General features: G+C 58.2%; 19 protein-coding genes. 12 read left to right on the top strand and 7 right to left on the bottom strand.

Annotated elements, in window-relative coordinates; all coding sequences use genetic code 11:
• Nucleotides 1-2: 2 nt before the first annotated feature.
• The gene (locus tag QM647_RS11710; RefSeq protein WP_414995689.1) at nt 3-464 is read right to left on the bottom strand and encodes a hypothetical protein; all 462 of its coding nucleotides are present in this window, start codon (nt 462-464) and stop codon (nt 3-5) included.
• A 312-nt stretch (nt 465-776) separates the two neighbouring features.
• Between QM647_RS11710 and QM647_RS11715 the strand changes: the two genes are divergently transcribed.
• The 7 genes from QM647_RS11715 to QM647_RS11745 all read left to right on the top strand — a co-directional run bounded on the left by QM647_RS11715 (nt 777) and on the right by QM647_RS11745 (nt 11,426).
• Entirely contained in the window at nt 777-2,504 is a 1,728-nt protein-coding gene (locus QM647_RS11715) for a hypothetical protein (protein ID WP_414995690.1), read from the top strand.
• Nucleotides 2,505-3,223: 719 nt separating this feature from the next.
• Entirely contained in the window at nt 3,224-4,717 is a 1,494-nt protein-coding gene (locus QM647_RS11720; RefSeq protein ID WP_414995691.1) for a thioredoxin family protein, read from the top strand.
• Nucleotides 4,718-5,438: 721 nt separating this feature from the next.
• Complete coding sequence (locus QM647_RS11725; RefSeq protein ID WP_414995692.1) at nt 5,439-6,146, top strand: response regulator; 708 nt, start codon at nt 5,439-5,441, stop codon at nt 6,144-6,146.
• Nucleotides 6,143-7,603 carry an ATP-binding protein gene (locus QM647_RS11730; protein WP_414995693.1) on the top strand — a complete coding sequence of 487 codons (1,461 nt, stop codon included), beginning with the start codon at nt 6,143-6,145 and terminating at the stop codon, nt 7,601-7,603. Before QM647_RS11725 ends, QM647_RS11730 begins: the two co-directional genes overlap by 4 nt.
• 157 nt (nt 7,604-7,760) lie before the next feature.
• Nucleotides 7,761-8,891 carry a DUF3500 domain-containing protein gene (locus QM647_RS11735; RefSeq protein ID WP_414995694.1) on the top strand — a complete coding sequence of 377 codons (1,131 nt, stop codon included), beginning with the start codon at nt 7,761-7,763 and terminating at the stop codon, nt 8,889-8,891.
• Between the two features lie 13 nt (nt 8,892-8,904).
• The gene (locus QM647_RS11740) at nt 8,905-10,203 is read left to right on the top strand and encodes a HupE/UreJ family protein (protein ID WP_414995695.1); all 1,299 of its coding nucleotides are present in this window, start codon (nt 8,905-8,907) and stop codon (nt 10,201-10,203) included.
• 488 nt (nt 10,204-10,691) lie between these two features.
• Nucleotides 10,692-11,426 (top strand): TrbI/VirB10 family protein, encoded by a 735-nt coding sequence (locus tag QM647_RS11745; protein ID WP_414995696.1) that lies wholly within the window; start codon nt 10,692-10,694, stop codon nt 11,424-11,426.
• 297 nt (nt 11,427-11,723) lie between these two features.
• On the opposite strand, the gene QM647_RS11750 is transcribed toward QM647_RS11745, so the two are convergent.
• The 4 genes from QM647_RS11750 to QM647_RS11765 all read right to left on the bottom strand — a co-directional run bounded on the left by QM647_RS11750 (nt 11,724) and on the right by QM647_RS11765 (nt 16,118).
• Nucleotides 11,724-12,053 (bottom strand): hypothetical protein, encoded by a 330-nt coding sequence (locus tag QM647_RS11750; RefSeq protein ID WP_414995697.1) that lies wholly within the window; start codon nt 12,051-12,053, stop codon nt 11,724-11,726.
• Nucleotides 12,054-12,199: 146 nt separating this feature from the next.
• Nucleotides 12,200-13,360 carry a carbohydrate porin gene (locus QM647_RS11755; protein WP_414995698.1) on the bottom strand — a complete coding sequence of 387 codons (1,161 nt, stop codon included), beginning with the start codon at nt 13,358-13,360 and terminating at the stop codon, nt 12,200-12,202.
• Between the two features lie 70 nt (nt 13,361-13,430).
• Nucleotides 13,431-13,967, bottom strand: a complete 537-nt coding sequence (locus tag QM647_RS11760) for a GNAT family N-acetyltransferase (protein WP_414995699.1) — start codon at nt 13,965-13,967, stop codon at nt 13,431-13,433.
• Between the two features lie 6 nt (nt 13,968-13,973).
• A complete protein-coding gene (locus QM647_RS11765; RefSeq protein WP_414995700.1) occupies nt 13,974-16,118 on the bottom strand; it encodes a S9 family peptidase in 2,145 nt (714 codons plus the stop codon).
• 246 nt (nt 16,119-16,364) lie between these two features.
• Between QM647_RS11765 and QM647_RS11770 the strand changes: the two genes are divergently transcribed.
• Nucleotides 16,365-17,276 (top strand): S1 family peptidase, encoded by a 912-nt coding sequence (locus tag QM647_RS11770; protein WP_414995701.1) that lies wholly within the window; start codon nt 16,365-16,367, stop codon nt 17,274-17,276.
• Here QM647_RS11770 and QM647_RS11775 read toward each other — a convergent pair.
• The gene (locus QM647_RS11775; RefSeq protein WP_414995702.1) at nt 17,273-19,027 is read right to left on the bottom strand and encodes an acyl-CoA dehydrogenase; all 1,755 of its coding nucleotides are present in this window, start codon (nt 19,025-19,027) and stop codon (nt 17,273-17,275) included. The genes QM647_RS11770 and QM647_RS11775 overlap by 4 nt on opposite strands.
• 173 nt (nt 19,028-19,200) lie before the next feature.
• Between QM647_RS11775 and QM647_RS11780 the strand changes: the two genes are divergently transcribed.
• Together QM647_RS11780 and QM647_RS11785 are read left to right on the top strand one after the other, a co-directional pair.
• Nucleotides 19,201-20,457, top strand: coding sequence for a YceI family protein (locus QM647_RS11780; protein WP_414995703.1), 1,257 nt, complete (start codon nt 19,201-19,203; stop codon nt 20,455-20,457).
• Nucleotides 20,454-21,371 (top strand): L-threonylcarbamoyladenylate synthase, encoded by a 918-nt coding sequence (locus QM647_RS11785; protein WP_414995704.1) that lies wholly within the window; start codon nt 20,454-20,456, stop codon nt 21,369-21,371. The genes QM647_RS11780 and QM647_RS11785 overlap by 4 nt, the downstream gene beginning before the upstream one ends.
• Here the strand turns inward: QM647_RS11785 and yaaA are convergent.
• On the bottom strand, nt 21,368-22,159 hold the full coding sequence (gene yaaA / locus QM647_RS11790) for a peroxide stress protein YaaA (RefSeq protein WP_414995705.1): 792 nt from the start codon (nt 22,157-22,159) through the stop codon (nt 21,368-21,370). The genes QM647_RS11785 and yaaA overlap by 4 nt on opposite strands.
• A gap of 206 nt (nt 22,160-22,365) precedes the next feature.
• Between yaaA and QM647_RS11795 the strand changes: the two genes are divergently transcribed.
• Nucleotides 22,366-23,157, top strand: a complete 792-nt coding sequence (locus QM647_RS11795; protein ID WP_414995706.1) for a response regulator — start codon at nt 22,366-22,368, stop codon at nt 23,155-23,157.
• A gap of 163 nt (nt 23,158-23,320) precedes the next feature.
• The gene (locus QM647_RS11800) at nt 23,321-24,121 is read left to right on the top strand and encodes a response regulator (RefSeq protein WP_414995707.1); all 801 of its coding nucleotides are present in this window, start codon (nt 23,321-23,323) and stop codon (nt 24,119-24,121) included.
• The last annotated feature ends 2 nt before the right edge of the window (nt 24,122-24,123 follow it).

Here is a 24,123-nt window from a genome sequence, read left to right on the forward strand (position 1 = left end):
AACTATGTAGTGCTGATTGCCTTGAACTGGAGCACGGTTTTAACCGCAAAATAGAAAGTGGAAACCCCTCCAGGAACCTTTGTCGAGGATTTTAGCTGAGCAGCGCCGTAGTCAATCATTGATCCCGTAAAATCAATGTGTACCTTCTTGGTTTTGGTAAGCTTTTTAGGGTCGTACACGTAATGCTTAAACGCTTTTAGCGCCTCATTGTTTGTTGTTTCATTGGAAATCGACATCGGTATCAAAACCTCGGGACATGTGCTGTCTTCAAGCCACGCGTATTCATCATTGGTTTCGAAATCGCTCGATATCCGGATTTGTTTACCCCGAAAATGATCCGGTGAGGATGCTATCTCGCAAATTGTGTGCAAAGATGCCGGAGGTGAGGCCGCAACTGTGGTACACGCGTTCGATGAGAAGAACCCCGCGGCCAATACGGCAAATGTAATGGATTTACGTGTCATTTCCCTTCTCGCCTCCCTGTATTTGTCACGCATACTTGGTTTTTTTCCCAGAGCGAGTCAATTTGATCATCTCTCGAAGCTTGGTGCTGTAGTCTCCTTTGGGCGCTCGAGACCTGACGGGAATTACAACATTCTCGGCATAGCAGCAGGCGAGCGCTTAGTTACATCGTCAATTGAGACACGTTCTGATTTGGCCTGAAGGCAACGCGCCATATCCGTTCCCATCGGTTAACTCCTGTTACGGTTGCTCTTTCCATCTTTTCAAGAGTTCTTCGAGCTTGTAATCATAGATAGAGTTTCGGGGGAATTTACGTGAGAACAGGGTTGTCATATGTTGCCGGTGCCTTGGCGGCGACGGTACTTTTCACGCACAGCATGGTTTGGGCCGATCCAGCGCCGGTCCCGGCAAAGCCAGAAACGACCAGCGACGACAAGGGCGGGTTGACTTGGTACAAAGCGGAATCTGACCATTTCATAGTTTACAGCGACCAGTCGCGCACTGAAACTGAACGGCGACTGAAGGCATTGGAACAATTCCGATTTTTCGCCACCAAACTGGTGCCTGCGACGCCAGGTGATTTGGTCGAGCCCAAACTTACTCTTTACTTGGTCGACAATAGCCAGTGGCTATCACTGATCGACAGTCGGGACGTTGCTGGTCTCTATATTGCGTGCCGCGAGGGTGTTTCGGCGTTTTCCGCTAATCAAGACGTCTCATTCGACAAAAATTTAAAGATGGATCCGAACCGGCCGCGTCAGGACTTGGGGCAGACGGTGCTGTTTCACGAATATACGCACCACGCTATGTTCCGCAGCGGTATGTCTTCCTACCCGCTTTGGTACATCGAAGGCATGGCTGAGTTTCTTAGCACTTTCACCTATGATGGTCAGAAGGGAGTGATCGGAGACCCACCCTATGCTGACAACTGGGTTTTGACCCAGGTCAACTGGGGGCAATGGGATCACGTTTTGGCTCCCGACGAGCGGTTGTCGAGTGGACTGGCAACCCGCGATGGCGCCGATCCGGTCATATTCTATGCTAAGGCATGGCTATTGACCCATTACATGATGAGCGATCCGAGCCGAGCCAAGTCGCTTCAGGCCTATTTCGAGCAATTGCGTAAAGGTGGAGACCCGGTCAAGACGTTTGCGGCTGCAACCGGCATAGACCCATTGACTGAATTGCCAAAACGCCTCCGCTCCTACAGCCATGCGCTTATACAGTCCGGATACAGCCTCCCGGATATGCCGGATTTCAAAGTAGAGGTCATGCCTATGGAGCCGACGGCCAATACCTATATGATCGCCGCCGCGTCCTTACGAACTTGCCTTCCACCCGCCCGCGGTGAATGGATATTGAAAATGCTCAAGCTCGACGCCAATGCCACGGAGCTGGAAGCGAAGGGAACTGCGGCAAAATCTGATGGGGCGCGCGCCTCTTGGGAACGCCTGAAGGCCCAAGCACCGGAACTGGCGAAAAACGAACAGTATCGCATGGCGGTTGCTTATGGTGAGGTTCTGTATGGGGATCCTAAGGCAGCGCTTGTGGACCTTTCTTCGTTCGGACCAAACAGCGCTCTATATGCGCAGGCACAATATCAGCAGGGCCGCGCATGGCTGGCGCTGGCGACCCGCGCTAGCGGAGCTGAAAGGGCTGAAGACCTGTCACGCGCCGTAGGGCTCCTGGAAAAGGCGTACACTCTGTCACCTGATGACGGTCCGACCCTGTATTTCTTAGCTCGCGCTTATGAAGGTCGGCCAGATTTTCCAAATGACAATGCCATCAATGCGGCGCTGGGCGCTAGCGATGCCATGCCTAGTGTTTACGACTATGCGGCCTATGCAGCGTGGTTGGAACTACTGAAAGGCGACCGCGATTATGCAATGAACCTACTGAGGCCTTTTGGCGAGGACCCACATGCCCGTGATCATGCCAAGTCGGTGACTGAAATAATCTCGGCGATCAGTCAGGGCAAGTCTGCTGCCGAGGTTAAGACAATGATGGATGCCCTCGACAAGAATAACGGCGCCGAAAAATGAATTGACGAGCCCTAAAAAAGTCGAAGTGAGCGGGCTTGATCCAGATCTTGCCCGGTCGTCACGTCGGCCTAAGGGGCGGCCCACTGAATTGGCTGGGATGTCCGCTCTGGAGAGCGTAATCGCAAACTGACACTTGCAGAGTTCTATTTCCGCTATGGGACGCAAAGCAGTCGATTTCCTTAAAGTCAAATCTCCCTTCACATGGCAGAGGTATCCCGCTCCAGCAGCCCCCTAAATCTTCATGCAGCCTAGGGACTATTGGGACAGGCTATGGCCGAGGTTGGGGTTGTGGTAATATCCTGCCTAATATAAATTAGGACCGCAACCAGCTGTGTTCATCCGTCATTAGTTGATGTGGCTTAACTTTTAGATGTTTGTCCGATTATGTGAATAAAATTAAAAGTATTTATGCGACGTACAGACAGTTTTTTTTAATTTAATGATAGTGCGAAATATCTTGCTTGTAAGAGTGGTGTTCATTCTCATATGACGAGAAGAAATTTCTAATTATCAAGTCTGATGTATTTTGTTGAATTTACTTTATTCATTACAGAAATTCAGTTCCGGTACACCAGGTTATCAGGGGGCGGAATATATGGGGGTGAATTATACCATACTGGTTGAGTAGACAATCAGGTGCAAACTTGCCATAGTTGACCAGGGCGACTGGTCCGGAGTGAGGAATGTGTTGCATGCGATTGACATGGATATGGCTGGCGATGGGGATAGCTACCGGTATCACGGGGTGCCAGCGCAGCCAGGTGCCGGCACAGAGTGCCGCTGTCCAGGAAATCGCCTGGCGTGAAGGCGATGTAGACGATGCGCTTGCGGAAGCCAAGGAAAGCGGCAAGCCGATCCTGCTTTACTGGGGCGCCAAATGGTGTCCGCCGTGCAACCAACTCAAAAGCACGCTTTTCAAGGACGCGGCGTTTATCACCCAGACGCGCAGCTTCGTGCCCGTCTATCTTGATGGCGATACGACTGGCGCCCAGCACTGGGGTGAACGGTTCGGCATTCGCGGTTACCCGACCATTATCGTGCTGCGCGCCGATGGTTCTGAAATTACCCGTCTGTCGGCGGCCGGGCGCCTTCCTGAAGTGTTGCGTCTGGCCGCCGGGCGCACGACCTCGATCGATGCCCTGTTTGCCAAGGCTGAGAACCCGGCAACGCTGTCGCCGGATGACTGGCAATTGCTGGCAGCCTTCGACTGGCAGAATGATCCCCGGCACTTCAGCGATCATGCGCGCGCAGTGGCATTGCTCAGCCGGCTTGCGGAAACCGCGCCGGAAGGGCCTGTCAAACGGCGGTTTGCTCTGCTAGCTCTGGCGATAGGCGCTGAGAAGGGAACGGACGGAAAATATATACTGACCCAGGTCCAGCAGACCCAAGTTGCGCAGGTTCTGCCGGCAATTCTTGCCACTCCGGCTGAAGTGATCGTCAATCGTCAGGAACTCAGCTACTGGGTGCCCGCCCTTGTCGCGGCCCTGCCCGACCACGCACAACGTCAAACTCTGGGCGCCTCCCTGATCAAGGCGCTCGATGGCGTCTATGCAGATAATAGTCTGCCATTGCCGGACCGTCTGGAAACGGTCAACGCGGATATCCTTCTCGACAAGGCTGGTATGAAAAAAGTGTCAAAGACTGTGCTGACCAAGGTGAGGGCGCGGGCCGCCTGGGCGGATCGGACGGCAAAAGACCCCATGGTGCGTCAGTCAATCATTTCCAATGCTGCCGATCTTCTGCATGAGGCCGGTGATAATGCCGGCGCCAGGAAATTACTCGAAGGCGAGCTGAAGCGCTCGGCCTCGCCCTATTACTACATGCTGGAGCTGGCCAGCCTGTCCGAGGACGAAAAGGATGCAAAGGGCGCTATCGCCTGGGCGCGCAAGGGCTATGAAGCCTCCGAAGGGCAGGCGACGCGTGTCCAGTGGGCCATCGAGTATTCCGAAACGGTCATGCGCCAGGCGCCGGCTGACAAGGCGGCAGTGGAAGCCAGCGCGCAGGCGGTGATCGACGCCCTGGGGCAGAACACTGGCGGCTATTATCAACGCACGCGCGTCAAGGTCGATGCCTGGGGCAAACTGGTACGGGGGTGGAGCGACGCCCACGATGGAAGCGCCGTCCTGACGCGCCTCAATGCAAAGATGGCTTATGTCTGTACGCGCCAGGGCGAAGAGGCAGCCCGTTGCCGGGACTGGGCACAGACAGCCTGAAGAGGCGTTATGCCGATTTATAGAGTCAGGTCACTGATCGTGAGAACGGCTTGATCGCCAGGGCTGCCGCCATGATCAGGGCAATGCCGATCAGTGCCGCTCAATCCAGTGTCTGGCAATGACCGGGGAGGAATGGCCATATAGGATCAATGATCGAAACGGTCGCGCTAAGCGATCTCTCACTCCGGCCTCTTTGCCTGGAGGCCCATTCCGGGCAGTCATGATAGAGGTGCGCTTCTCAAGCACCTCGGCCGTGCCGCCGAAAGTCACAGCCCAGACAAACTGGTTATGCTCATGATCGGCGTAGGCAAACAACACCTTGAAGCCGAATTTCTGCTGCAGGTGGAAGGCAGGAAGCATTCGCACCCGATGGCGTCGCCGCAATCAGTTTGAGGTGCGGAACAAATGATTTAAATTCATATTTATTTGGTGTGAATTGGTAATCAGGCAATTTGCATGCCGCGTATTTGCGTCAGCCTCAGGCGCCATGTGCCTGGGCATTGAGGGCGGATGTCCGTGAACGGGAACGGCTCCGAATGGATTTAAGGGCAATTCGACACAATAAGGACTTCAGTTTTTGGGAAGGAAGCCGGAGGTAGGGGGCATTCTTGACTCAATTTTTGAAACAGTCTCTTAGGCAAGGCGCGTAATGCGTTGCGTTTTTGAAAGAACGGCGACTTACTAAGGACTACATAATTGACGAGACGTTTCTGCAGGACTCATGACTACACCCAGCCAGCGCATTCTCGTCGTCGATGACGACCCGGAACTGAGACAGCATGTCGCCGAATATCTGTCAGAGAACGGTTTCACGGTTCAGGCTGCCGAGAATGGCACAGCGATGGACAAGGCCCTGGCCGTTCATATGTTCGACGTTGTAGTGCTTGACCTGATGATGCCCGGCGAAGACGGACTGTCGATCTGTAAACGCCTGAATGGGATAAACGGGCCCGGCATCATCATGGTCAGCGCCTCGGGCGCTGAGGTCGACCGGGTGCTCGGGCTTGAACTGGGGGCTGACGATTATCTTGCCAAGCCCTTTAGTCCGCGCGAATTGCTGGCACGCGTGCGCGCCCTCGTGCGAAGGCGGGAAAACGCGGCTCTGGGCGGACTGAGACGCGGCGAGGTTTTCACCTTCTCTGATTTCACCTACGATCCCGTGAAGCGGCAATTGCGGGCTCCCAGCGGCGTGATGGTTCTGCTGACGCTCAGCGAGGCGCTCCTGCTCGGTTTATTGCTGAGCCAGGCACGTACGGTGTTGTCCCGCGAGGCCCTCCAGGCGGTTGAAGTGTCCGGCGGGACTGGACGCAGTGTCGATATCGTTATCAGTCGCTTGCGCAAGAAGCTTGAAATGAACGGTGGCGGCAATCTCATTCGCACCGAACGGGGGCAAGGCTATATACTGGAAGCACAGGTGATACGGGCATGACTGAGAAAAGTCGCTTTCGCCTGCCTGTTGGCGCCCAGGTCTTTATCCTCGTGCTCGTGGCCATTGTGGTCGCGCAAATGATCACGATTTTCGCGGTCAATCTGGCGCCGGTAAAACCACCCCCGCGCTATAATCTGACGGAGCTGGTGACGGCTTTCAATGGCGGCACTGTTGACAATGCCAGGCATCGTGGCCTGAAGCGCCATGTACGGGCTGTCCTGCCAGCGGAATTGCTCGAATACAATAATCCGCGTCTGGCCGCCCAATTAGCCAGCATCATGGGGATTCCTGCTGCGGATGTGCGGATTCATATGCGTGGGCCAGCTGTTCTGGTGGAAGCGACTTCAGGGAGAGGGCAGGGGTTTCGCGGCCAGCCGCCAGGCTCGCCTTCGCCCGGAAGTGGCGGGCCTGAACGCCCGCCCATGCCAGGGCAGGGACCGCCGCCGCCGGGCAATGAGGGGCCTGGCGGTCTGCCGCCTCCAGATAAGGGCGGTAATCTGGCTCCGGGGCAGCCCCCCGAACTGACCCTGGGAGAGTTTATTGCTGCGCGGCATACGGCTGACGGCCAATGGCAGGTGATCGAACCTTATCCGGAGACGGAATGGATCAGGCGCGTGCTCATCTGGGTATTCGGCGGCATGCTGGTAATGGCACCGGCGGCCTGGTGGTTCTCCGGCCAGGTTACCCGTCCTATAAGACGTTTTGCGGATGCCGCCGAGCAACTGGGGCGTGATCCTTCCGCGCCGCCGATGCAGGTTGAAGGACCTGCCGAACTCGGTCTGGCTGCTAAGGCATTCAACCGGATGCAGAATCAGATTCAGCGTTACGTCTCGGACCGCGTCGGAATGGTGGGCGCGATCTCCCATGACTTGCGCACCCCGCTCACCCGTATGCGGTTCAAGCTGGAAAAAGCAGAGGCCCGCCTTCGGGACAGCGTCCTTGACGATGTGGTTCAAATGGAAGCGATGATCTCGGGTGTGATCGCCTTTGTACGCGAGTCGAGCCAGCCGTCGATCCGTGAGCCTCTGGAGCTGACCTCGCTGCTCAGCTGCGCAGTCGATGATCGGCCTGAGGGAGAGGCGGTGTTCAACGTTAGCGATGGTCGGCCTGGCTTTTATGTCCAGGGTGACCCCGTCCACTTACGGCGTCTGTTCGACAATCTGATCGATAATGCGGTCAAATATGGCGGTCATGCGCAGATCGACGTCCAGATGGAAGGCGATGACATCGTTACCTCAATCGGTGATAATGGCCCGGGTCTGGCCGAGGGTGAACTGGATCTGGTTTTCCAGCCCTTCTATCGCGCGCATCAGAATGCCGAGATGAAGGGGGCCGGCCTGGGGCTGGCGATTGCCCGGTCGATTGCCCGGGCGCATGGTGGTGACGTTGTGCTTGCCCGGAAGGAAAGAGGCCTGATCGCCCGGATCAGCCTGCCGGCTTTCAGCAACGCCCGGTAGATACGCACCGCTTGTGGCAAGGCTTTGATTTCCTGTATATTTCATCGCGTTTCTATCTGAAACAAACGCTGTTTTTTCACTCATTATCCCGCCCGATTTCTTCGCTAGCCAAGGCACACACGGTGCTGAAATCATTCGGCTGGAGACGGAAATGGAAGTGAACAACAAACTTGTGGCGGTCAGCGTTGCGGCTTTATGTGCTGTGCTGGCGGCCTGCGGCGGCGGCGGTTCGGGGTCAAGTTCCTCGTCGAGCAGCAGTTCAACATCTTCCTCCAGCTCCAGCAGCAGTTCGTCCAGCAGTTCGTCCAGCAGCTCGTCCTCGAGCAGTTCTGTCTCCAGTTCCGATTGTAGTTCGGAAACCACCCAGGGCGCGGTGTTGACCTGTCTGGCCAATAATTTCCGGGCGACCCTGAGCTCGAGCCAACTGTCATCGGTTAGCTATGATCTGACCTCTGCCAACGCGACGAATTACTGGTCGAACCTGCCTGTTGGAGCAGCCACCCGTCACGGCATTACACTGGGCAGCCTGTCAACTGACCAGAAAACAGCCGTCGATGCCCTGATCAATGCCGCACTGACCAGTCAGGGGCAGACGACAAAAACCGAACTTCTGGCCGCAGATGACTATCTTGCCGATTCGGCCTCCGGTTATGGCTCTGGCCTCTACTATATTTCGTTCCTTGGCACGCCCAGTACGTCGAGCCCGTGGATCATGGAATTCACCGGCCACCACTACACCTTCCTGGCCAGCATCAATGGCGACTATGTCAGCATGACGCCGAACTTTGTCGGCGTCGAGCCGGTCACCTGGACCAGTTCAGGCACGACCCATACGCCGATGGCTTCGCGCCATGACGCACTGCTCGCCATGTTGAATGGTCTGAGCTCTACCGAGCTCGCCTCGGCCAAACTTTCCCAGGCCTATGACGATCTGGTGGTGGGACCGCAAAAGGATGGCAATTTCCCGACAACGGCCTCCGGCCTGCTGGTATCCAGCCTGTCCTCGACTAAGCAGGCTCTGGTGAAGGCCGCTATCCAGTCCTATGCCGGCGATGCCAATGGCACTGGCCAAAGCGACGCCTACACGACGGATACCGCCCTGGCATCGACCTACATCTCGTGGGCCTCCTATTCCGACCTTTCGACCAAGGGCTCCTATGTGCGCATCGACGGCCCGCGTGTCTGGATCGAGTTCAGTGTTCAGAGCGGCATCGTATTCAGTGCCAATCATTATCACAGTGTGTGGCGTGACAAGACGGAAGACTACGGTGGTAACTTCTCTTTTTAAAAGCACGAACGGCATGCGTTATCTTGCCGTTTTGCTCGCGCTGGTCACGACCCTCTCATCGTTGATCAGCGCGAAACCGGCGCATGCTCATCCCATGCCGCAATCTTTTGTGGAAGTCCGCGAAGTGCCATCGGCCTGGACGCTGTCCCTGAGGCTGCCGGCCGATCGTCTGTCGGCGGCCTTCATTCAGGCCGGGCTTGTCCCGGACCCCGGCCCGAATTTCACGGTTTACCCGACGCTTCGTCCAGAGCAGGTGAAGGCCTATGTTCAGGACCATATCGTGGCGCGTAGTGCGGCAAACCAGCCATGGTCGGAACAGGTGACTGTTGTGCGCGGTCCCACGCCGAAAGTTGATGAATGGCAGGTCAATGTGCGTCTGACGCCACCCGCCGGTATTGCCGCTTCAAACGGGTTTTCGCTGGATTATGAAGTGATTGGCCGGGAAATCGCCACCCATTCCGCCGTGGTCTCGGTCGTCGAGGACTGGTCAGGCGGGATGGTGGCCCAACACACCCGTATCCTGGGTACTGTCGGCGGTGAAAAACTGACCGTCCAGATCGTTCCGCAACATGGCCAGATATGGAAAGCCTTTGTCAGCATGGTTCGGCTTGGCGCCCAGCATATCGCCGAAGGAACCGACCATCTCCTCTTCCTGCTCGCCCTGCTCTTGCCAGCGCCGCTTCTGGTGGCGGGGAAGAAGTGGGGCGAATATGGCGGGGCGTCCTACACGTTCAAGCGCCTGTTGAAGGTCGTAACCGCTTTTACACTGGGGCATTCGGCCACACTCATTCTTGGGGCCTTCGGCGGACTGACCGTGCCGCAGAAGCCGGTGGAAGTGCTGATCGCAGTGTCCATCTTCTTTTCGGCTCTTCATGCCTGGCGGCCGATGTTCCGGGGCAAGGAGCCCTGGATCGCGGCCGGTTTCGGCCTGATCCACGGCATGTCCTTCGCCACAGTCATTTCGTCTGTCGGGCTTGATGTCTGGCAGAAGGTGACGGCTGTTTTCGGTTTCAACCTGGGCATCGAACTGATGCAGCTTCTCATCGTGGCGCTGGTTGTGCCGTGGCTGATCCTGCTGGCGCGTGCACGGGCTTATAGACGGGTTCGTCTGACAGGCGCCGTGCTGGCTGCCGTTTCCTCTGTCGCCTGGGCGATTGCCCGGATCAATGGGTACGCCAACCCGGTCTCGGAGCTGATGGATGCCATGCTGGCTCATGCCGCCTGGGGACTTATCCCATTGGCCATTGCGGCTGTGGTCCTTTTCCTTGTGAAGCGACGGCCGCAAGGGGCTGAAACCTCACCGGCCGAGTAACTGTACGCTCCTCGTCAGACATGCCTGCCTTCCGCCCGAATTGACCAGAGTACTTGCCAGACCTGTCATCGACCGAACCTCAGGCCGCCATCCTGGCGGTTCAGAATAGGCCAGGCAGATACGGGAGTATGAACATGCGGTTAGACGGTGTGGATCCACGGATGGGGATATCCGCTGCGGATCGAGAGCAAAGACTAAGATCTATTCCGGTGCGTATGGAACGAGGGAGCAACCAGGTGGGCCTTCTCGTTCTGGGCAGATTGGCGGTCTGCGGTATCGTAGTGATCGGGCTGTCATCCCCACCTGCGAAGCACATGCGCGCTGCCACCGCTACGATTCCGTCCCCACAGAGGGCGGTTCCACTTGTCGAAACGATGCCTCAGGCTGCTGCTGGACCGCTCGCGAATGAGGAGGGGGGGCTTTCATCCGCCCTTTCGACAGCTGTTCCGGCTATGGCGCCAGTAACGGTGTCGCCGGTAACTGCCTCCATGAATACGACCCTTGCAGCTGTGGGGGCGGCGCATCAGCCTGTTCTCATCTATGATAGCAGTGCGCCAACTTCGTCAGCACGTACCGAGCCACAGGCGGCTGGCGGTCAGGCGCTAAAGACAGCCAATGCGAATGCGCTATTTGCCCTTAAGATGGAAGGCGATAAGGTGGCGCGGGCGACGTCGGTTGGCGATCAATCCAAACTGCTCTTGCAAGGCACAATGATTGCCGCAACGCTGGAAACCGCTATTAATTCCGAACTGCCTGGATACGCACGCGCGGTTGTGGCGGCGGATGTCCGCAGTGCCGATGGCACGCAGGTGCTTATCCCGCGAGGCAGCCGGCTGATTGGCCAGTATAAGAGCGCCTTGTCCACCGGCGAAACCCGCGCGTTTATCATATGGGACAGGGTTCTGCGCCCGGATGGCGTGTCGGTGAGCCTCGCTTCACCGGCGACTGATACCATCGGTCAGGAAGGGGTGACTGGCAAGGTTCACAATCATTTTGCCGCTCGCTACAGCGGCGCAATCATGCTGACCGTACTGAACGGCCTGGTTGGTAGCCTGACCGACAGCGACAGCTCGTCGACGACGGTCGTCATTTCGACCTCAGGGTCATCTGGTCAGAGCAATGGAACATCGGTTGTATCTTCAGTCTCCCCGACAGTGAATGTCAAAGCGGGCGTTCATATCCAGGTTTTCCTGGCGCGTGACCTGACCTTTGAAACGGAATGACCATGGAAAATAAAGTCAGTCAGAATGACTGCGCGGGTAGCACTCCTGGAATGCCCATGTCTGAAATGGTCGGATAAATGCCATTTCAGACTAAGGATAAGGGATGTTGCCGTTCTCGTTTTCGATAAGGTCAACGGGCTGGACGTTGCCGGCCCGGCACATCTTGTCGCTACGTCTGGATGCTGCTCTTGTGGCTTTAAGTGAATGCATCGGTGCGGTCGAACAGGTAGCGGCCGAAATTGCCAGCAAGACAATGGCGGGATAGTCAGTTCCGTACCATCGGTGTATCGGTGCTTTTCAATATGCCGGATAAGCGATCGCGGTTGTTGGCGCCGTCAGGTCCCGGCGCTTGAAATAGGTCACCAGAAGGCGCTGCAGTCCCTTGATGTCGCGGCTTTGCCAATGCGCCTGCAGGGCCTCGAATTCGGCCCTCAGATCGCGCGGTGATGCACCTTCCCGCGGTTTCTGGTTAAAGACATGCGTCTTTATGATGGCAATGCTTTGTTGCAGCATCACGCTTCCCGACGTGGCCTCGATCTCGTTGAACAGCTGCATTGTGGCAGCCTTGATATTGATCGTCGCGGGACGGTCAGTCAATTCGGCAACGGTGCTGGCAGGTTCGTTCATGATCAACAGCTCCGGTTTAACGGCGGAATGACACGACAACAGCCATCTTGGCATTCGTCAAATCCAAATCGCCAGATCACCAGAAAAGTGACTTCAAAGCGCAGCGATTACCGTTATGCAGGTCCCGATCATAACAGGACTTAACCTTAACGCAGGGCCATAAGGTCCGTCTTCAGGCGCAGGCTCACCACCACGGCATCGTTTATATCGGTGCGGCCATAGGGATTATGAACATATTGCAGGTCGGGCTGCACAGAGAGACCATCGCGGATATCCCAGCGATAGGTCAGTTCATAGGTGATCTCGCGCTTCAGCGTTTCGCCGGTCGAGGCCTGGTAAGGAACGCCGAAATGGGCGACAGCAACGGCGAAGCCCAGTTGGTCGGTCGCGTGGTTTTTGAGCGGGCCGGTGTAGACCAGACCGCCACCGATATAGTCGGCGATGGACATCAACTGGTCATCTGCCATGCCGGCGCGCACCCAGCCTTTCAGACCGTGATCATCGCTGCCGGTCAGGGTAAAGCCGCTCTGGACATAGGCGCCGCCATTGTCATCGGCCGTGCCTGTGCCATCGAGGCGATCCAGGGTGGCGGTGTTCTTCCACGCGCCGAGTTTCAGGAAACCGCCGTTGAAATCATACTGATACTCGCCGACCCAGTGGCTGCCTTCCTGGGCGGACAGCTTGATATATACGAACTTCTTATCGTCATAGGGATCGCCCGGCACGCCATCGAAGACGCCGGCGCGAAAAGTCTGGTGCGGCGTAAGGCGCCACTGGCCGACGAGGCCCAGGCCTGTGGTCGGGAATATGGAGGGGCCGGTCTGCGAATAATCGATGCCGATGCCGTGCGAAGCGTTGAGAAACACCGAAGCATTGTCCTGGACATCGAAAATGCCATTGAGATTGATGATGCCGGCCATGACATAGGCCTTATCGTCGCCAAAGGTCTTCTTGCCGTAGGCTTCGAACAGTCGCCAGCCATCGGGGCAGTCGATATTGGAGGTCACCTGCACATCGCCAACGCGGTGAGCCGAGAAGTCATCGCCGAAATCACCCAGTACGTAACCGAAGGCTTCCCAGCCGCTGTCATTCTGCCAGTGCGCGGTCAGATCGATATTACTGAGGCCGCTGGAGCCGACATCGAGTCCGCCCTTGACCACGGAATCGACCTCTGTCGTCAGCACCACGCCGGTTTCGATCTCGCCGGCATGCGCCTTCTGCGACAAGACAGCCGCCAGAACCAACAGACCGATGAAGCCATAGAAGCCAAAGGCGGAAGACTGACGATGGGGGCGCAGAGATGACATGAAATCACACGGGTAAGCTGTTACTTTCCCTGTATTATTTCATAAAATACCTACCATTCGGTGAACGGCGTTATCCGTCCCAGCCATCGCCTTGCGGATCAGGCGTATAGGGCAGAAGGTCGCGGGTCATGAAGACGACGTCGAGCCAGCGGCCGAACTTGAACCCGGCGCGCGGCAGATTGCCGGTATGGTCAAAGCCGCAGGCCTTGTGGACGCCGATAGAGGCGAGGTTCTCGCTGTCGCCGATAACGGCGATCATGCTGTAAAGGCCGCGTTCGGTGCATAGGTCCATCAGCCTGATCAACAGGGCCTTTCCTATGCCGCGCCCGGTGGCTTCCGGTGCCAGATAGATGCTGTCCTCCACGCCGTATTTGTAGGCAGGTCGGGTGCGGAAGGGCGCGGCATAGGCATAGCCAAGCACCTGACCATTCTCTACAGCTACAAGATATGGCAGGTGCAGAGCTTGCACATTGGCGAAGCCGGCCAGCATTTCCTCGCGCGAAGGGGCTTCCAGCGCGAAGGTGCCGGTGCCGTGATCGACATTCCAGGCATAGATGGCAGTGATGGCGGTGAAGTCGTCTTCTGTCGCTGGTCGGATATCAAACATGGAACTCTATATTTTTTGCTGTTGGGCCCAGATGGCGAAGGCATAATCGAAGGCGATCTCCTTCAGGAAGTCGAAACGGCCCGAAGCGCCGCCGTGACCGGCCTCCATATTGATCTTGAGTAGCATGGGGGCGCCGGAGGTCGATTTTTCGCGCAGCTTCGCGATCCATTTCATCGGCTCCCAGTAGGTGACGCGCGTATCGCTCAGGCCGCCGGTGGCCAGGACCGGCGGGTAGGGCCTGACATCGATATTATCGTAAGGCGAGTAGGAGGCTATATATTGATAAGCTTCTTCGTCATCCAGTGGATTACCCCATTCCGGCCATTCCGGCGGGGTGAGCGGCAGAGAGGTGTCGCTCATGGTGTTAAGCACATCGACGAACGGCACTGCGCCGATAACACCGGCCCACAGGTCCGGGCGCAGGTTGGTGACCGCCCCCATCAGCATGCCGCCGGCCGAGCCGCCATAGGCGACGATGCGGCCGCGCGTACCGTAACCGGCATCGCACAGGCTCTCGGCGCAGGCGATGAAGTCGGTGAAGGTGTTCTTTTTCTTGTACTTGCGGCCATCCAGGAACCAGCCATAGCCTTTTTCCGAACCGCCGCGGATATGGGCAATGGCATAGACCCAGCCGCGATTGACCAGGCTTAAGGAGCGGATCGAGAAGCCGGGGTCCATCGGCATGCCGTAGGAGCCGTAACCATAGAGCAGGAGGGGCGCCTGGCCGTCGAGCCTGGTATCGGCCTTCATCAGGACCGTGATCGGTACGCTCTCGCCATCGGTCGCCTTCGCATAGAGGCGGCGTGCGACATAGGCCTTCGGGTCGTGGCCGGAGGGAATAACCTGGACCTTACGCAGGACCTGTTCCCGCGTCTCCATATTGTAATCGAAGGTCTGGGCCGGCGTGGTGGGCGAGGTATAGCTGTAGCGCAGGATGTCGGTGTCGTACTCGTAGCCGCCGGAAGCGCCGAGGCTGTAGGCTTCTTCCGCCACCGAAATTTCGTGCTCGGACATGTCCGACTTGCGGGTGATGACGATACGGGTATTGGCGTTTTCGCGTTCGACGCGGATCATGTGGCGCTTGTAGACGCCGGAGCCCGTAATGTAGACACCGGGGCGATGCGGCACGAGGCCTTTCCAGGTGGCGCGTGAAGGCGTGTCTGCGGTCGATACCATCAGCTTGAAATCGACGGCGTTATCGGCATTGGTGCGGATGATGAAGCGGTCATCCCAGTGATCGATATCGTATTGAATGCCTTCCTGGCGGGGTTCGACAACGAAGGGAGCGGCTTCCGGTGTCGCGGCAGGCACCAGCCAGGTTTCCGAGGTCTCGTGATTGCCGGCGCCGATGCTGATAAAGGCGTCGGAACTAAGCGTGCCGATGCTCAGGAAAAAGCCGTCGTCCATCTCCTCATAGACCAGCACATCCTCGCCACCCCGGGCCGGGCGGCGGTAGACCCTGGCCGGGCGAGAGTTTTCATCGCGCCAGACCCAGAAGATATATTTCGAATCCGGCGAGAAGGTAAAACCGCCCTCGCAGCTTTCGATCGGGCCGGGCAGGATGTCGCCTGTCGCCAGGTCCCTGACATAGATCGTGTAGTATTCGGAGCCCTGCGTATCCTCGCCCCAGGCGAATAGCGCGTGGTCGGGGCTGTGCTGGGCGTCTGAGGTTTCATAGAAGTCCGTGCCCCTGGCCCTTTCGTCCTCATTGAGCAGAATCTGTTCGGCTGTGCGGGTTGCCTCTGTCGTCGGCAAGGGGGTATCGAAGGCGCCGGTCGTGCGCGGGCGGCGCGCAATGATTGGATGCTGGGCGCCGGTCTCAAAGCGCGAATAATATTCCCACCCGCCATCCGGTGAAGGCACGCTGGCGTCGTCTTCCTTGATGCGGCCCTTCATCTCGGCGAAGAGGGTCTCCTGAAGGTCTTTCGTGCCGTCCAGAAGCGCGGTCGAATAGGCGTTTTCCTCGGTCAGGGCCGCCTTGATATCCGCCCGGATCAGGCCCGGATCACGCAGGACCGCCTGCCAGTTGTCATCCTTCATCCAGTGGTAGTTATCGACGCGCCTGTGGCCCAGCTGTGTGATTTCAAAAGGCTTTTTCGCCGGTAATGGCGCGACGGGGGCAAGGGCGGCGGTCTTGGCAGAAGCGGACAAAGCGTTTTCCTTGTCAGAAGGTGGGGGCAGACGGTGTGGCGGCAAAAACAGCCTGGGTGATAAAACTGGTACCCAGGGTCGTCAAAATGAAATTTCTGCGATCAAGGTGGCTTTTCATATCCAAGTTCACCTGACAGATTGTTTCAGCGACGAGACGGCGCACGGTTGGGGTAGAGGATTGACCCATTCGGTAAATGCCGTCAAATGGCTTCGGCTGTGATTTTAGGTTTTTGGGGGGAAAAGCTGATGATGGATGTTGACCTGACCGTAGCCCTGATCAAGGCGACCGTGCAGATCGATCAGCCGATCAGCGATTCCAAGCGGATGGTCGGCACCGGATTTCTGGTGTCCGTCCCCAGGGCCGACGGCAAGAGCGAGGTCGTTCTGGTCACCGCCGCCCACGTTTTCGAGAAGATGCCAGCCGCCGATGTGCGCATTGGCTGGCGCGTGCAGGGCGTGCAGGGCAACTGGAGTTACGTGCCTTCCAACATGACCATTCGCACGGCTACCGGCCCCGTCTGGTATCAGCACCCATCGCAGGATATTGCCGTCATTCCGGTCGATGTGCCCGAAGGCCTGCGCGATTCTGCCATTCCGGCCGCCTGGCTGGCCGATGACGCCACCTTCGCCGCTGAACGCGTCGCCGCCGGTGACGAGATGATGACCCTGGGTTATCCGCACGGGCTTTCCGCCAATGTGGCCGGTTTCCCGATCCTGCGCGCCGGACGGCTGGCCTCGTGGCCGGTGGCGCCCTCCGATTCCTATCCGACCTTCCTGATCGACTTGACCGCCGTGCCTGGTAATTCCGGCGGGCCGGTCTTCATGACCTCGCAGGAAGGCAAGGGCCATACCTTTATTGCCGGCGTGCTGATCAAGCAGGTCGAGGATGACAATCAGCGCCTGGAACTGGGCGTGGTGACGGATGCGGTCTTCGTGCGCGAAACCATCAACCTGATGCTGAAGGCGCAGGGCGCGGGGATCAATCCGGTGGCCAGCCTGAAGCCGGCCGCCCCGGCGCCGATGCGTCTGCCGGGCGGCGCCACCACCGATACCCAGGACATGACGCGCCGCATCACCAGCTCCGCCGGTCAGGCCGCTAAGCCGTCCGAAGGCGAGGGCGGCACGCAGGTCACGCCGGATGACAAGACGGCGAACTAATCGAGGCTGAGAGTCAGGCCATCCAGTACGGCATAGCCTGAACGAATGGCCGCTAGATGGGCCGGCGCATGGCTCAGCACATGGGCGAAGAAGACGCGCATCAGCTTGATACGGTCGCTCAGCCAGGCCTTGTCGCCGCTGTCCAGTTGGTTATGCGCGGCCACCGCGCCCTTCAGCAATAGCCATCCGCCGACCAGATCGCCGCAAAGCGTCAGATAGGTCGTGGCGGCGGTGGCGACGTCAAGCGGGGACGCCGGTTTCTGTGCCAGCAGATGGTCGGTGGCCGCTGAAAAAGCCGCCAGGGCCTGCTTCAATGCTTCACAATCCGCTTTGAAATTTTCCGGCAAACCACTGTCCAGAAAGGCTTTTATATCGGATTCCAGTTCTTTCGCAGCGATGCCGTCGCTGCCCAGCTTGCGGCCGACCAGATCGGCGGCCTGGATGCCGTTGGTGCCCTCGTAGATCGGTGCGATACGCGCGTCGCGGTAATATTGCGCGGCGCCGGTTTCTTCGATGAAACCCATGCCGCCATGCACCTGTACGCCTGTGGAGGCGACTTCGACGGCGCGGTCGGTGCTCCAGGCCTTGGCGATGGGGACGAGGAAGTCCTCGCGACGCTTCTGGCGCTCGACATTGTCACCGCGTTTGACGGCATCAATGGCCGAGGCGGTCAGCAGGCAGATGCCGCGCGCTGCCTCGACCTTGGCCTTCATTACGGCCAGCATCAGGCGCACATCGGGATGATCAATAATCGGGGCATAGTCCTGGCCGGTGATCAGGGATTTGCCCTGACGGCGTTCCAGCGCATAGCTCTGCGCCTTCTGCCAGGCGGCATCGGCCAGACCTACGCCCTCGAAACCAACGGCGAGACGGGCGGCATTCATCATGGTGAACATGGCGGCCAGCCCGCCATTGGGCGCTCCGATCAGTTCGGCCTGCGCGCCCTCGAACGACATGACGCAGGTGGGCGAAGCGTGGATGCCGAGCTTGTGCTCCAGCCCGACGCATTTGACGCTGTTGCGCGCCCCTATGCCGCCATCTGCATCGATCAGGTATTTCGGGCACAGGAAGAGGGAAATGCCGCGCGTGCCTTTCGGCGCGTCGGGCAGGCGTGCCAGCACCAGGTGGATGATGTTTTCCGCCCCGTCATGCTCACCCCAGGTGATGAAGATCTTCTGGCCGCTGATGGCATAGGTGCCGTCGCCGTTCGGTTCGGCCTTTGTGGTCAGGGCGGCGAGATCGGACCCGGCGCCGGGCTCGGTCAGGTTCATGGTGCCCGACCATTCGCCGGCGATCAGCTTGGGCAGGAAGAGGTCTTTCTGGCCTTGAGTGCCGTGTTCATGAATGGCCTCGATCGCGCCCTGGCTCAGGGTCGGCAACAAGGTGAAGGCCATGTTGGCGCCGTGGAACATGTCGAAACAGGCCTGTTCGAGCATCTTCGGCAGGCCTTGCCCGCCATAGGCCGGATCGGCCGCCAGTCCATACCAGCCGCCTTCGGCATAGGTCTTAATGGCTTCCAGGAAACCCGGCGCAATCACAACCCGATCCCCTGCCAGTTTGGTGCCGCCCAGATCGCCGGCGCGATTCAGCGGTCCCAATACATCACCGGCCAACTGGCCGGCGGCTTCCAGTACGGCATCACGCAGATCGGCGTCAAAATCCGGAAAAGCCGCGTGGCCATAACTGTCCGACATGCCGATTACATGATCGAGGCAGAAGGTGATATCCTTGAGGCTGGGGCGGTAGGTCATTGGCGACTCCCTGTCTTTTCCGGCCACTGTATGACGATGAAAACAGGGTCGCAAGTTTAATTTACGCGAACGTCAACTTTGAATTAAATGTAATCGTGACTATTGCAATTGTTTTTGCATGACCCCTTATGACAGGTGGTGTATGCAGGGCATATCTGAGGAGAGTGGCCACCATGACAGACCTGACCCCGACCAGTTATAATCGTTACAGCCGTTATATTCACTGGCTGATGGCCTTCCTGATCCTGACGATGGTTTTTCTGGGCTGGCGTTTCGACGACAAGGACACGATGCTGTTCAATCGGGCGAACCTGCACAAATCCATTGGCATTCTCATCATTCTGCTTACACTTGTGCGCATAGGTCTGCGTCTGGCCTATAAGGCGCCGCCAGAACCGCCGATGCCGAAATGGCAGGCCCTGGCGGCCAAGGCGCTTCACCTCGGCTTCTATGTCGTCATGATCGCCCTGCCGCTGTCAGGCTGGCTGATGGTTTCGACCTCGGCGCGCGAAATTCCGTTTTTCGGTATTCCGTGGCCGCACCTGCCGGTACCGCAAACCCATGAAATGCATGAGAGTTTCGAGACGGTGCATGGCTTGCTGGCCAAGCTGATCTTCTACGTCATGATTCCGCTGCATGTGCTGGCGGCGCTGAAACACCAGTTCATCGATAAGGACGAAGTGATTGAGCATATGGTGCCGGGGCTGAAGCCGCGTCCCATACTGAACTATCGCTGGCTGTTGCCGATCGGCGTGGTCGGTCTGGCCATCGCCGTGGGTTTCGGCATCTACCGCGGCACGCCTCTGAACGAAGGCAAGGAAGCGCCCCCGCCGCCGGACGCCGCCGCCGCCGACAGCGCCTCGTCAGAGACGGTATCTTCTGAGGCTGCGTCGGAAGCTGCCTCAAGTTCGACGTCTGAAACAGCAACCATCACCACTTGGACGGTTGATAAATCAGCCACCACTATTGCCTTCGCTACCACCTTTTCCGGGGAAGCGATCAATGGTGGATTTACTTCTTATGCAGCCACTATTGCCTTCGATCCGGAGCAACTCGATAAATCGCACGTCAAGGTCACGATCGATCTCGCCTCGGTCAATTCCGGCGATGGCGACCGGGACGGCACGCTGAAAAGCGATGCCTTCTTCAATGTCACCGCTACGCCCAAGGCGATTTATGAGGCGTCAAGTTTCACCAAAACGGACGCCACCCATTTTGTCGCCAAGGGCAAGCTGACCCTGCACGGCACGACCAAACCGCTTAGCTTGCCGTTCACGCTCAATATCAAATCGGGCATCGCCACCATGGCCGGCACGGTCGATCTCGATCGCACGGCCTTCGGTGTCGGCACGGGCGACTGGGCCAAGACGGACTCGGTGCCGGCGAAAGTCACTGTAAAGATCAACCTGAAAGCCAAGGCGTCGAAGTGAGTGCTGTTGAGGCGGCGGTAAGCGCCCTGCAGGCCGGTGGGTTGATCCACCTGCCGACGGAAACGGTCTATGGGCTGGGGGCACGTGCCGATGATCCGGAAGCGGTCATCAAGGTTTTCGAGGCCAAGGGACGGCCGCGTTTCAACCCCCTGATCGTGCATGTCGCTGACACGGCTCTGGCAGAACGGATCGGTGTTTTCGATGACCGCGCTCTTGCCCTGGCCAAAGCCTTCTGGCCAGGGCCGCTGACTCTGGTTGTGCCGGTGCGGGATGCCGGGCTGGCCTGTGATTTGGCGCGGGCTGGCCTTGACAGTGTGGCGTTGCGGATGCCGGCACACGCCATGGCGCTGGATATTTTGCGCGATTTTGGTGGTGGGGTGGTGGCGCCTTCAGCCAATCGCTCCGGACGCCCCAGCCCGACCACCCAAGCTGACGCTTTTGAAGAAACCGGTGCTTTCGTGCAGGCATCGCCGGATGGCGGCGATTGCCCGGTTGGCGTGGAATCAACCGTTGTCAGTCTGCTGAATGAGGCACGTTATCTGCGTGCCGGTGCCGTGACGCGCCAGCAGGTTGAAGCCGTCATTGGCTCACTGGCGGCCGATGAGGTCGAAGGCCATCGTTCACCCGGACGGCTGACCCTGCATTATGCGCCGGATGCACCGGTGAAAATCAATATTGATATGCCATCCGCCGGTGCGGCCTATCTGGCTTTTGGTCCCGCAGCGCATGCCGGGCCGGTGATCCAGTTGAGTGCCGGCCGCGACCTGCACGAAGCGGCGGCCAATCTGTTTCGGGCCTTGCGCGAAGCCGACCGCCTCAAGCCGTCCGTGATCGAAATTGCCCCCATACCGGATGAAGGCATAGGAGAAGCGATCAATGATCGTATCAGGCGCGCGGCGGGGTTTGTCGGCTAGGCTGCCTTCTTTGTCTTCGTCACCAGTTCGGGCTGCGGGCGAGTGAAGACCCAGTCGCTGTCTTTGGATAGATCGGCGCGGAATTCATAACCGGCGACCTTGAAATCCTTCAGGCCATCGATGCGATCGACGCGGTTGTCAATCATGTACCGCGCCATCAGGCCGCGCGCCTTCTTGGCAAAGAAGGAGACGATCTTCGCCTCGTTCCCCTTGATCTCCAGAAAGCGCGGGCTGATCACCTGAGCCTTCAGCATCTTGGTCAGGGCGGCGCGCGAATATTCGGTGCTGGCCAGGTTGACGAGGATATCGTCGCCCTGTGTCTTCAGTTCGTCGTTCAGGCTTTTCGCCAGCGTATCGCCCCAGAACGCATAGAGCGACCTGGCGCGGCCGGTTTTCAGCTGCGAGCCCATTTCCAGACGGTAGGGCCTGATCAGGTCAAGCGGTCGCAGCACTCCGTAAAGTCCGGAGAGAATGCGGATATGATCCTGCGCCCAGGCTTGCCCGTCGGCGTCCAGAGTCCGTGCCTCAAGGCCGGTATAGACATCGCCGTCGAACATGAAGGCGGCCGCGCCTGGTGTCTGGTCCTCGAACCCCTGGTAACGCTCGTAATTCAGCTGACTGAGCGTTGCGGAGATATCCATCAGCGCGCCGATATCCTTCGCCTTCAGACGCTTCAGCGTCTTCAGCAATGTCTCCGTTTGTTCGATAAAGCGCGGCTCTGTGACGGGCAGGGCGCTGGCGAACGGCGTCAGGTCGAGCGATTTGGCGGGGGACAGGAGAGTCAGCATGAACGGAATATTTAAGCTTTGCGGTGTAAGGTGTCTGTTCCGGCCACAATAAGGATGTTCGCCCTTCTGTACAAGAATGGCGAAACAAGAGAGCCGGCAGAGAGGCAAGTCCGCGTTCCTGTTGCATAAAAGCGTACTCTGTAACCGGTGCCGGATGTTCCCCGGCGTCGGCGCGTTGGCGTTTGACCGAAAACAGGGGAAAATTCATGTCGGTTTCCGCAGGCACCGTACTCGTTCTGGAAGACAGCCGCATACAGGCGCAGTTGATCTCGCGCATGCTGGCAGCCCTGAACTGGTCTGCCGTACTTAACTTCGATCACCGGATGGCTTTTCAGCAGCTCAGGGCCTCACGGGTCGATCTGCTTTTGCTGGATGTCTATGTTGGTGACGACAATACACTGAACTGTCTGCCGGAAATCCGCGCCCTGGCCGATGGCGTGCCCGTGGCCATGATGACGGCTGGTGGCACATACGGTACGGCGTTGAACGCGACCCTCAATGCCGCGCGCCGCGCCCAGGCCGATTTTGTCCTGCCCAAGCCCTTCGCGCCGGAAGACCTGGCGATCATCCTTGATGAATCCATCAGGATGCGCCGGGCGCCTGTCCGGCCCAAACATGTGCTGGTTGTCGATGACTGCCGGGTAGTTCGTAAGCTGACAACAACGGCCCTGGCGCATGAAGGCTATCGCATCAGCGAGGCGCGTTCGATGGAAGAGGCTTTTGAGCGCGTCGATATCGCCCATGTCGATGTTGTGCTGACCGATATCTTCATGCCCGGCATGGGGGGGATCAAGGGCATACAGATCATCAAGTCGACCTGGCCGGAGGTGGCCATCATTGCCATGTCGGGTGGCGCCGAGAACCGTCTGAACAATGACCAGGCCTTGTCTGCCGCGCGATACATGGGCGCCGACGCCTTGCTACCCAAGCCATTCACGTCCGCCGATCTGACCGGCCTGATGGAAGCCCTGATCAGTGAAAAGTGCCTTGCGGTTTAAGGCCTTCAAAGTATTACCGTTACTATTATGCCGCGTCTTTTTTAAGGACCAAGTCGTGGTGCGCCGTTATTGAGATTTTAAGGTATTTTTACTTAGATATTCACAACAAATATAAAGTCGTCGCATTAAAAGGTCCCGGATGAGTCAAGGCAGCGTTCTTATTATGGATCAGAACCGTGATATGGCGCAGCGCATTGCCTCGATGCTGCATCAGCAGAAGTGGACCTCGGTTCTTAGTTTCGATCAGAAAATGGCGATGCGGATGCTCAAGGGCAGCCGTTTTCACCTGCTGCTGTTCGATGCCTATGACGTGGGCGGCGCGACCATCGATCATATCGACCAGATCCGCGGCGAAGCTCAGGATGCGCCGCTGGCCATCATGTCGGATGGTGGCGGACGCGGCACGGCCATCACCGCCGCCATGAATCAGGCGCGCATCGCCGGCGCGGACTTCGTCCTCCCTAAGCCCTTTAATACCGACAAGTTGAAGGGGTTGCTGGCCGATACCAATGCCTATCACCGCGCGCGCTCGAAGGACCACAATGTGCTGGTCATCGAAGACGACGAAGACCTGCGCAACGATGTCTGCCGGGTGCTGAAGCAGGTGGGCTACAAGGTCTCTTATGCCTCTAATGTCGAAGACGCCTTCTTCGATCACAATCTTGGTCTGATCGATATCGTGCTGACGGCCGTGCTCATTCCCGGCATCGGCGGCATCGAAGGGACGGCGCAGATCAAGAGCGAATTCAGCCATTGCAAGGTCGTCGCCATGTCGGAAGGCGTGGATGCGACCATCACGGCGGTGCACGTCCTGGCGGCGGCCAAGGCTGCGGGTGCCGATGCCCTCCTGCCCAAGCCCTTCACCATGCACGACATGTTGAAGACCATGCAGGACCTGATCCGCGCCAAGGATGACGGCGCCGAGGATGCCCAGGCCGCCATCGACGCTATCTTCGCCCGATGATC

This window comes from Asticcacaulis sp. (genome assembly GCF_047605585.1).
In the GTDB taxonomy this organism is placed as follows: domain Bacteria; phylum Pseudomonadota; class Alphaproteobacteria; order Caulobacterales; family Caulobacteraceae; genus Asticcacaulis.

Coding starts and splice junctions, on each gene's coding strand:
- QM647_RS11760 (WP_414995699.1), bottom strand. CDS start 13,967: ATGTTTGATATCCGACCAGCGACAGAAGACGACTTCACCGCCATCACT.
- QM647_RS11725 (WP_414995692.1), top strand. CDS start 5,439: ATGACTACACCCAGCCAGCGCATTCTCGTCGTCGATGACGACCCGGAA.
- QM647_RS11720 (WP_414995691.1), top strand. CDS start 3,224: ATGGGGATAGCTACCGGTATCACGGGGTGCCAGCGCAGCCAGGTGCCG.
- QM647_RS11750 (WP_414995697.1), bottom strand. CDS start 12,053: ATGAACGAACCTGCCAGCACCGTTGCCGAATTGACTGACCGTCCCGCG.
- QM647_RS11775 (WP_414995702.1), bottom strand. CDS start 19,027: ATGACCTACCGCCCCAGCCTCAAGGATATCACCTTCTGCCTCGATCAT.
- QM647_RS11780 (WP_414995703.1), top strand. CDS start 19,201: ATGACAGACCTGACCCCGACCAGTTATAATCGTTACAGCCGTTATATT.
- QM647_RS11795 (WP_414995706.1), top strand. CDS start 22,366: ATGTCGGTTTCCGCAGGCACCGTACTCGTTCTGGAAGACAGCCGCATA.
- QM647_RS11740 (WP_414995695.1), top strand. CDS start 8,905: ATGCGTTATCTTGCCGTTTTGCTCGCGCTGGTCACGACCCTCTCATCG.
- yaaA (WP_414995705.1), bottom strand. CDS start 22,159: ATGCTGACTCTCCTGTCCCCCGCCAAATCGCTCGACCTGACGCCGTTC.
- QM647_RS11730 (WP_414995693.1), top strand. CDS start 6,143: ATGACTGAGAAAAGTCGCTTTCGCCTGCCTGTTGGCGCCCAGGTCTTT.
- QM647_RS11800 (WP_414995707.1), top strand. CDS start 23,321: ATGGATCAGAACCGTGATATGGCGCAGCGCATTGCCTCGATGCTGCAT.
- QM647_RS11770 (WP_414995701.1), top strand. CDS start 16,365: ATGATGGATGTTGACCTGACCGTAGCCCTGATCAAGGCGACCGTGCAG.
- QM647_RS11745 (WP_414995696.1), top strand. CDS start 10,692: ATGAATACGACCCTTGCAGCTGTGGGGGCGGCGCATCAGCCTGTTCTC.
- QM647_RS11710 (WP_414995689.1), bottom strand. CDS start 464: ATGACACGTAAATCCATTACATTTGCCGTATTGGCCGCGGGGTTCTTC.
- QM647_RS11755 (WP_414995698.1), bottom strand. CDS start 13,360: ATGTCATCTCTGCGCCCCCATCGTCAGTCTTCCGCCTTTGGCTTCTAT.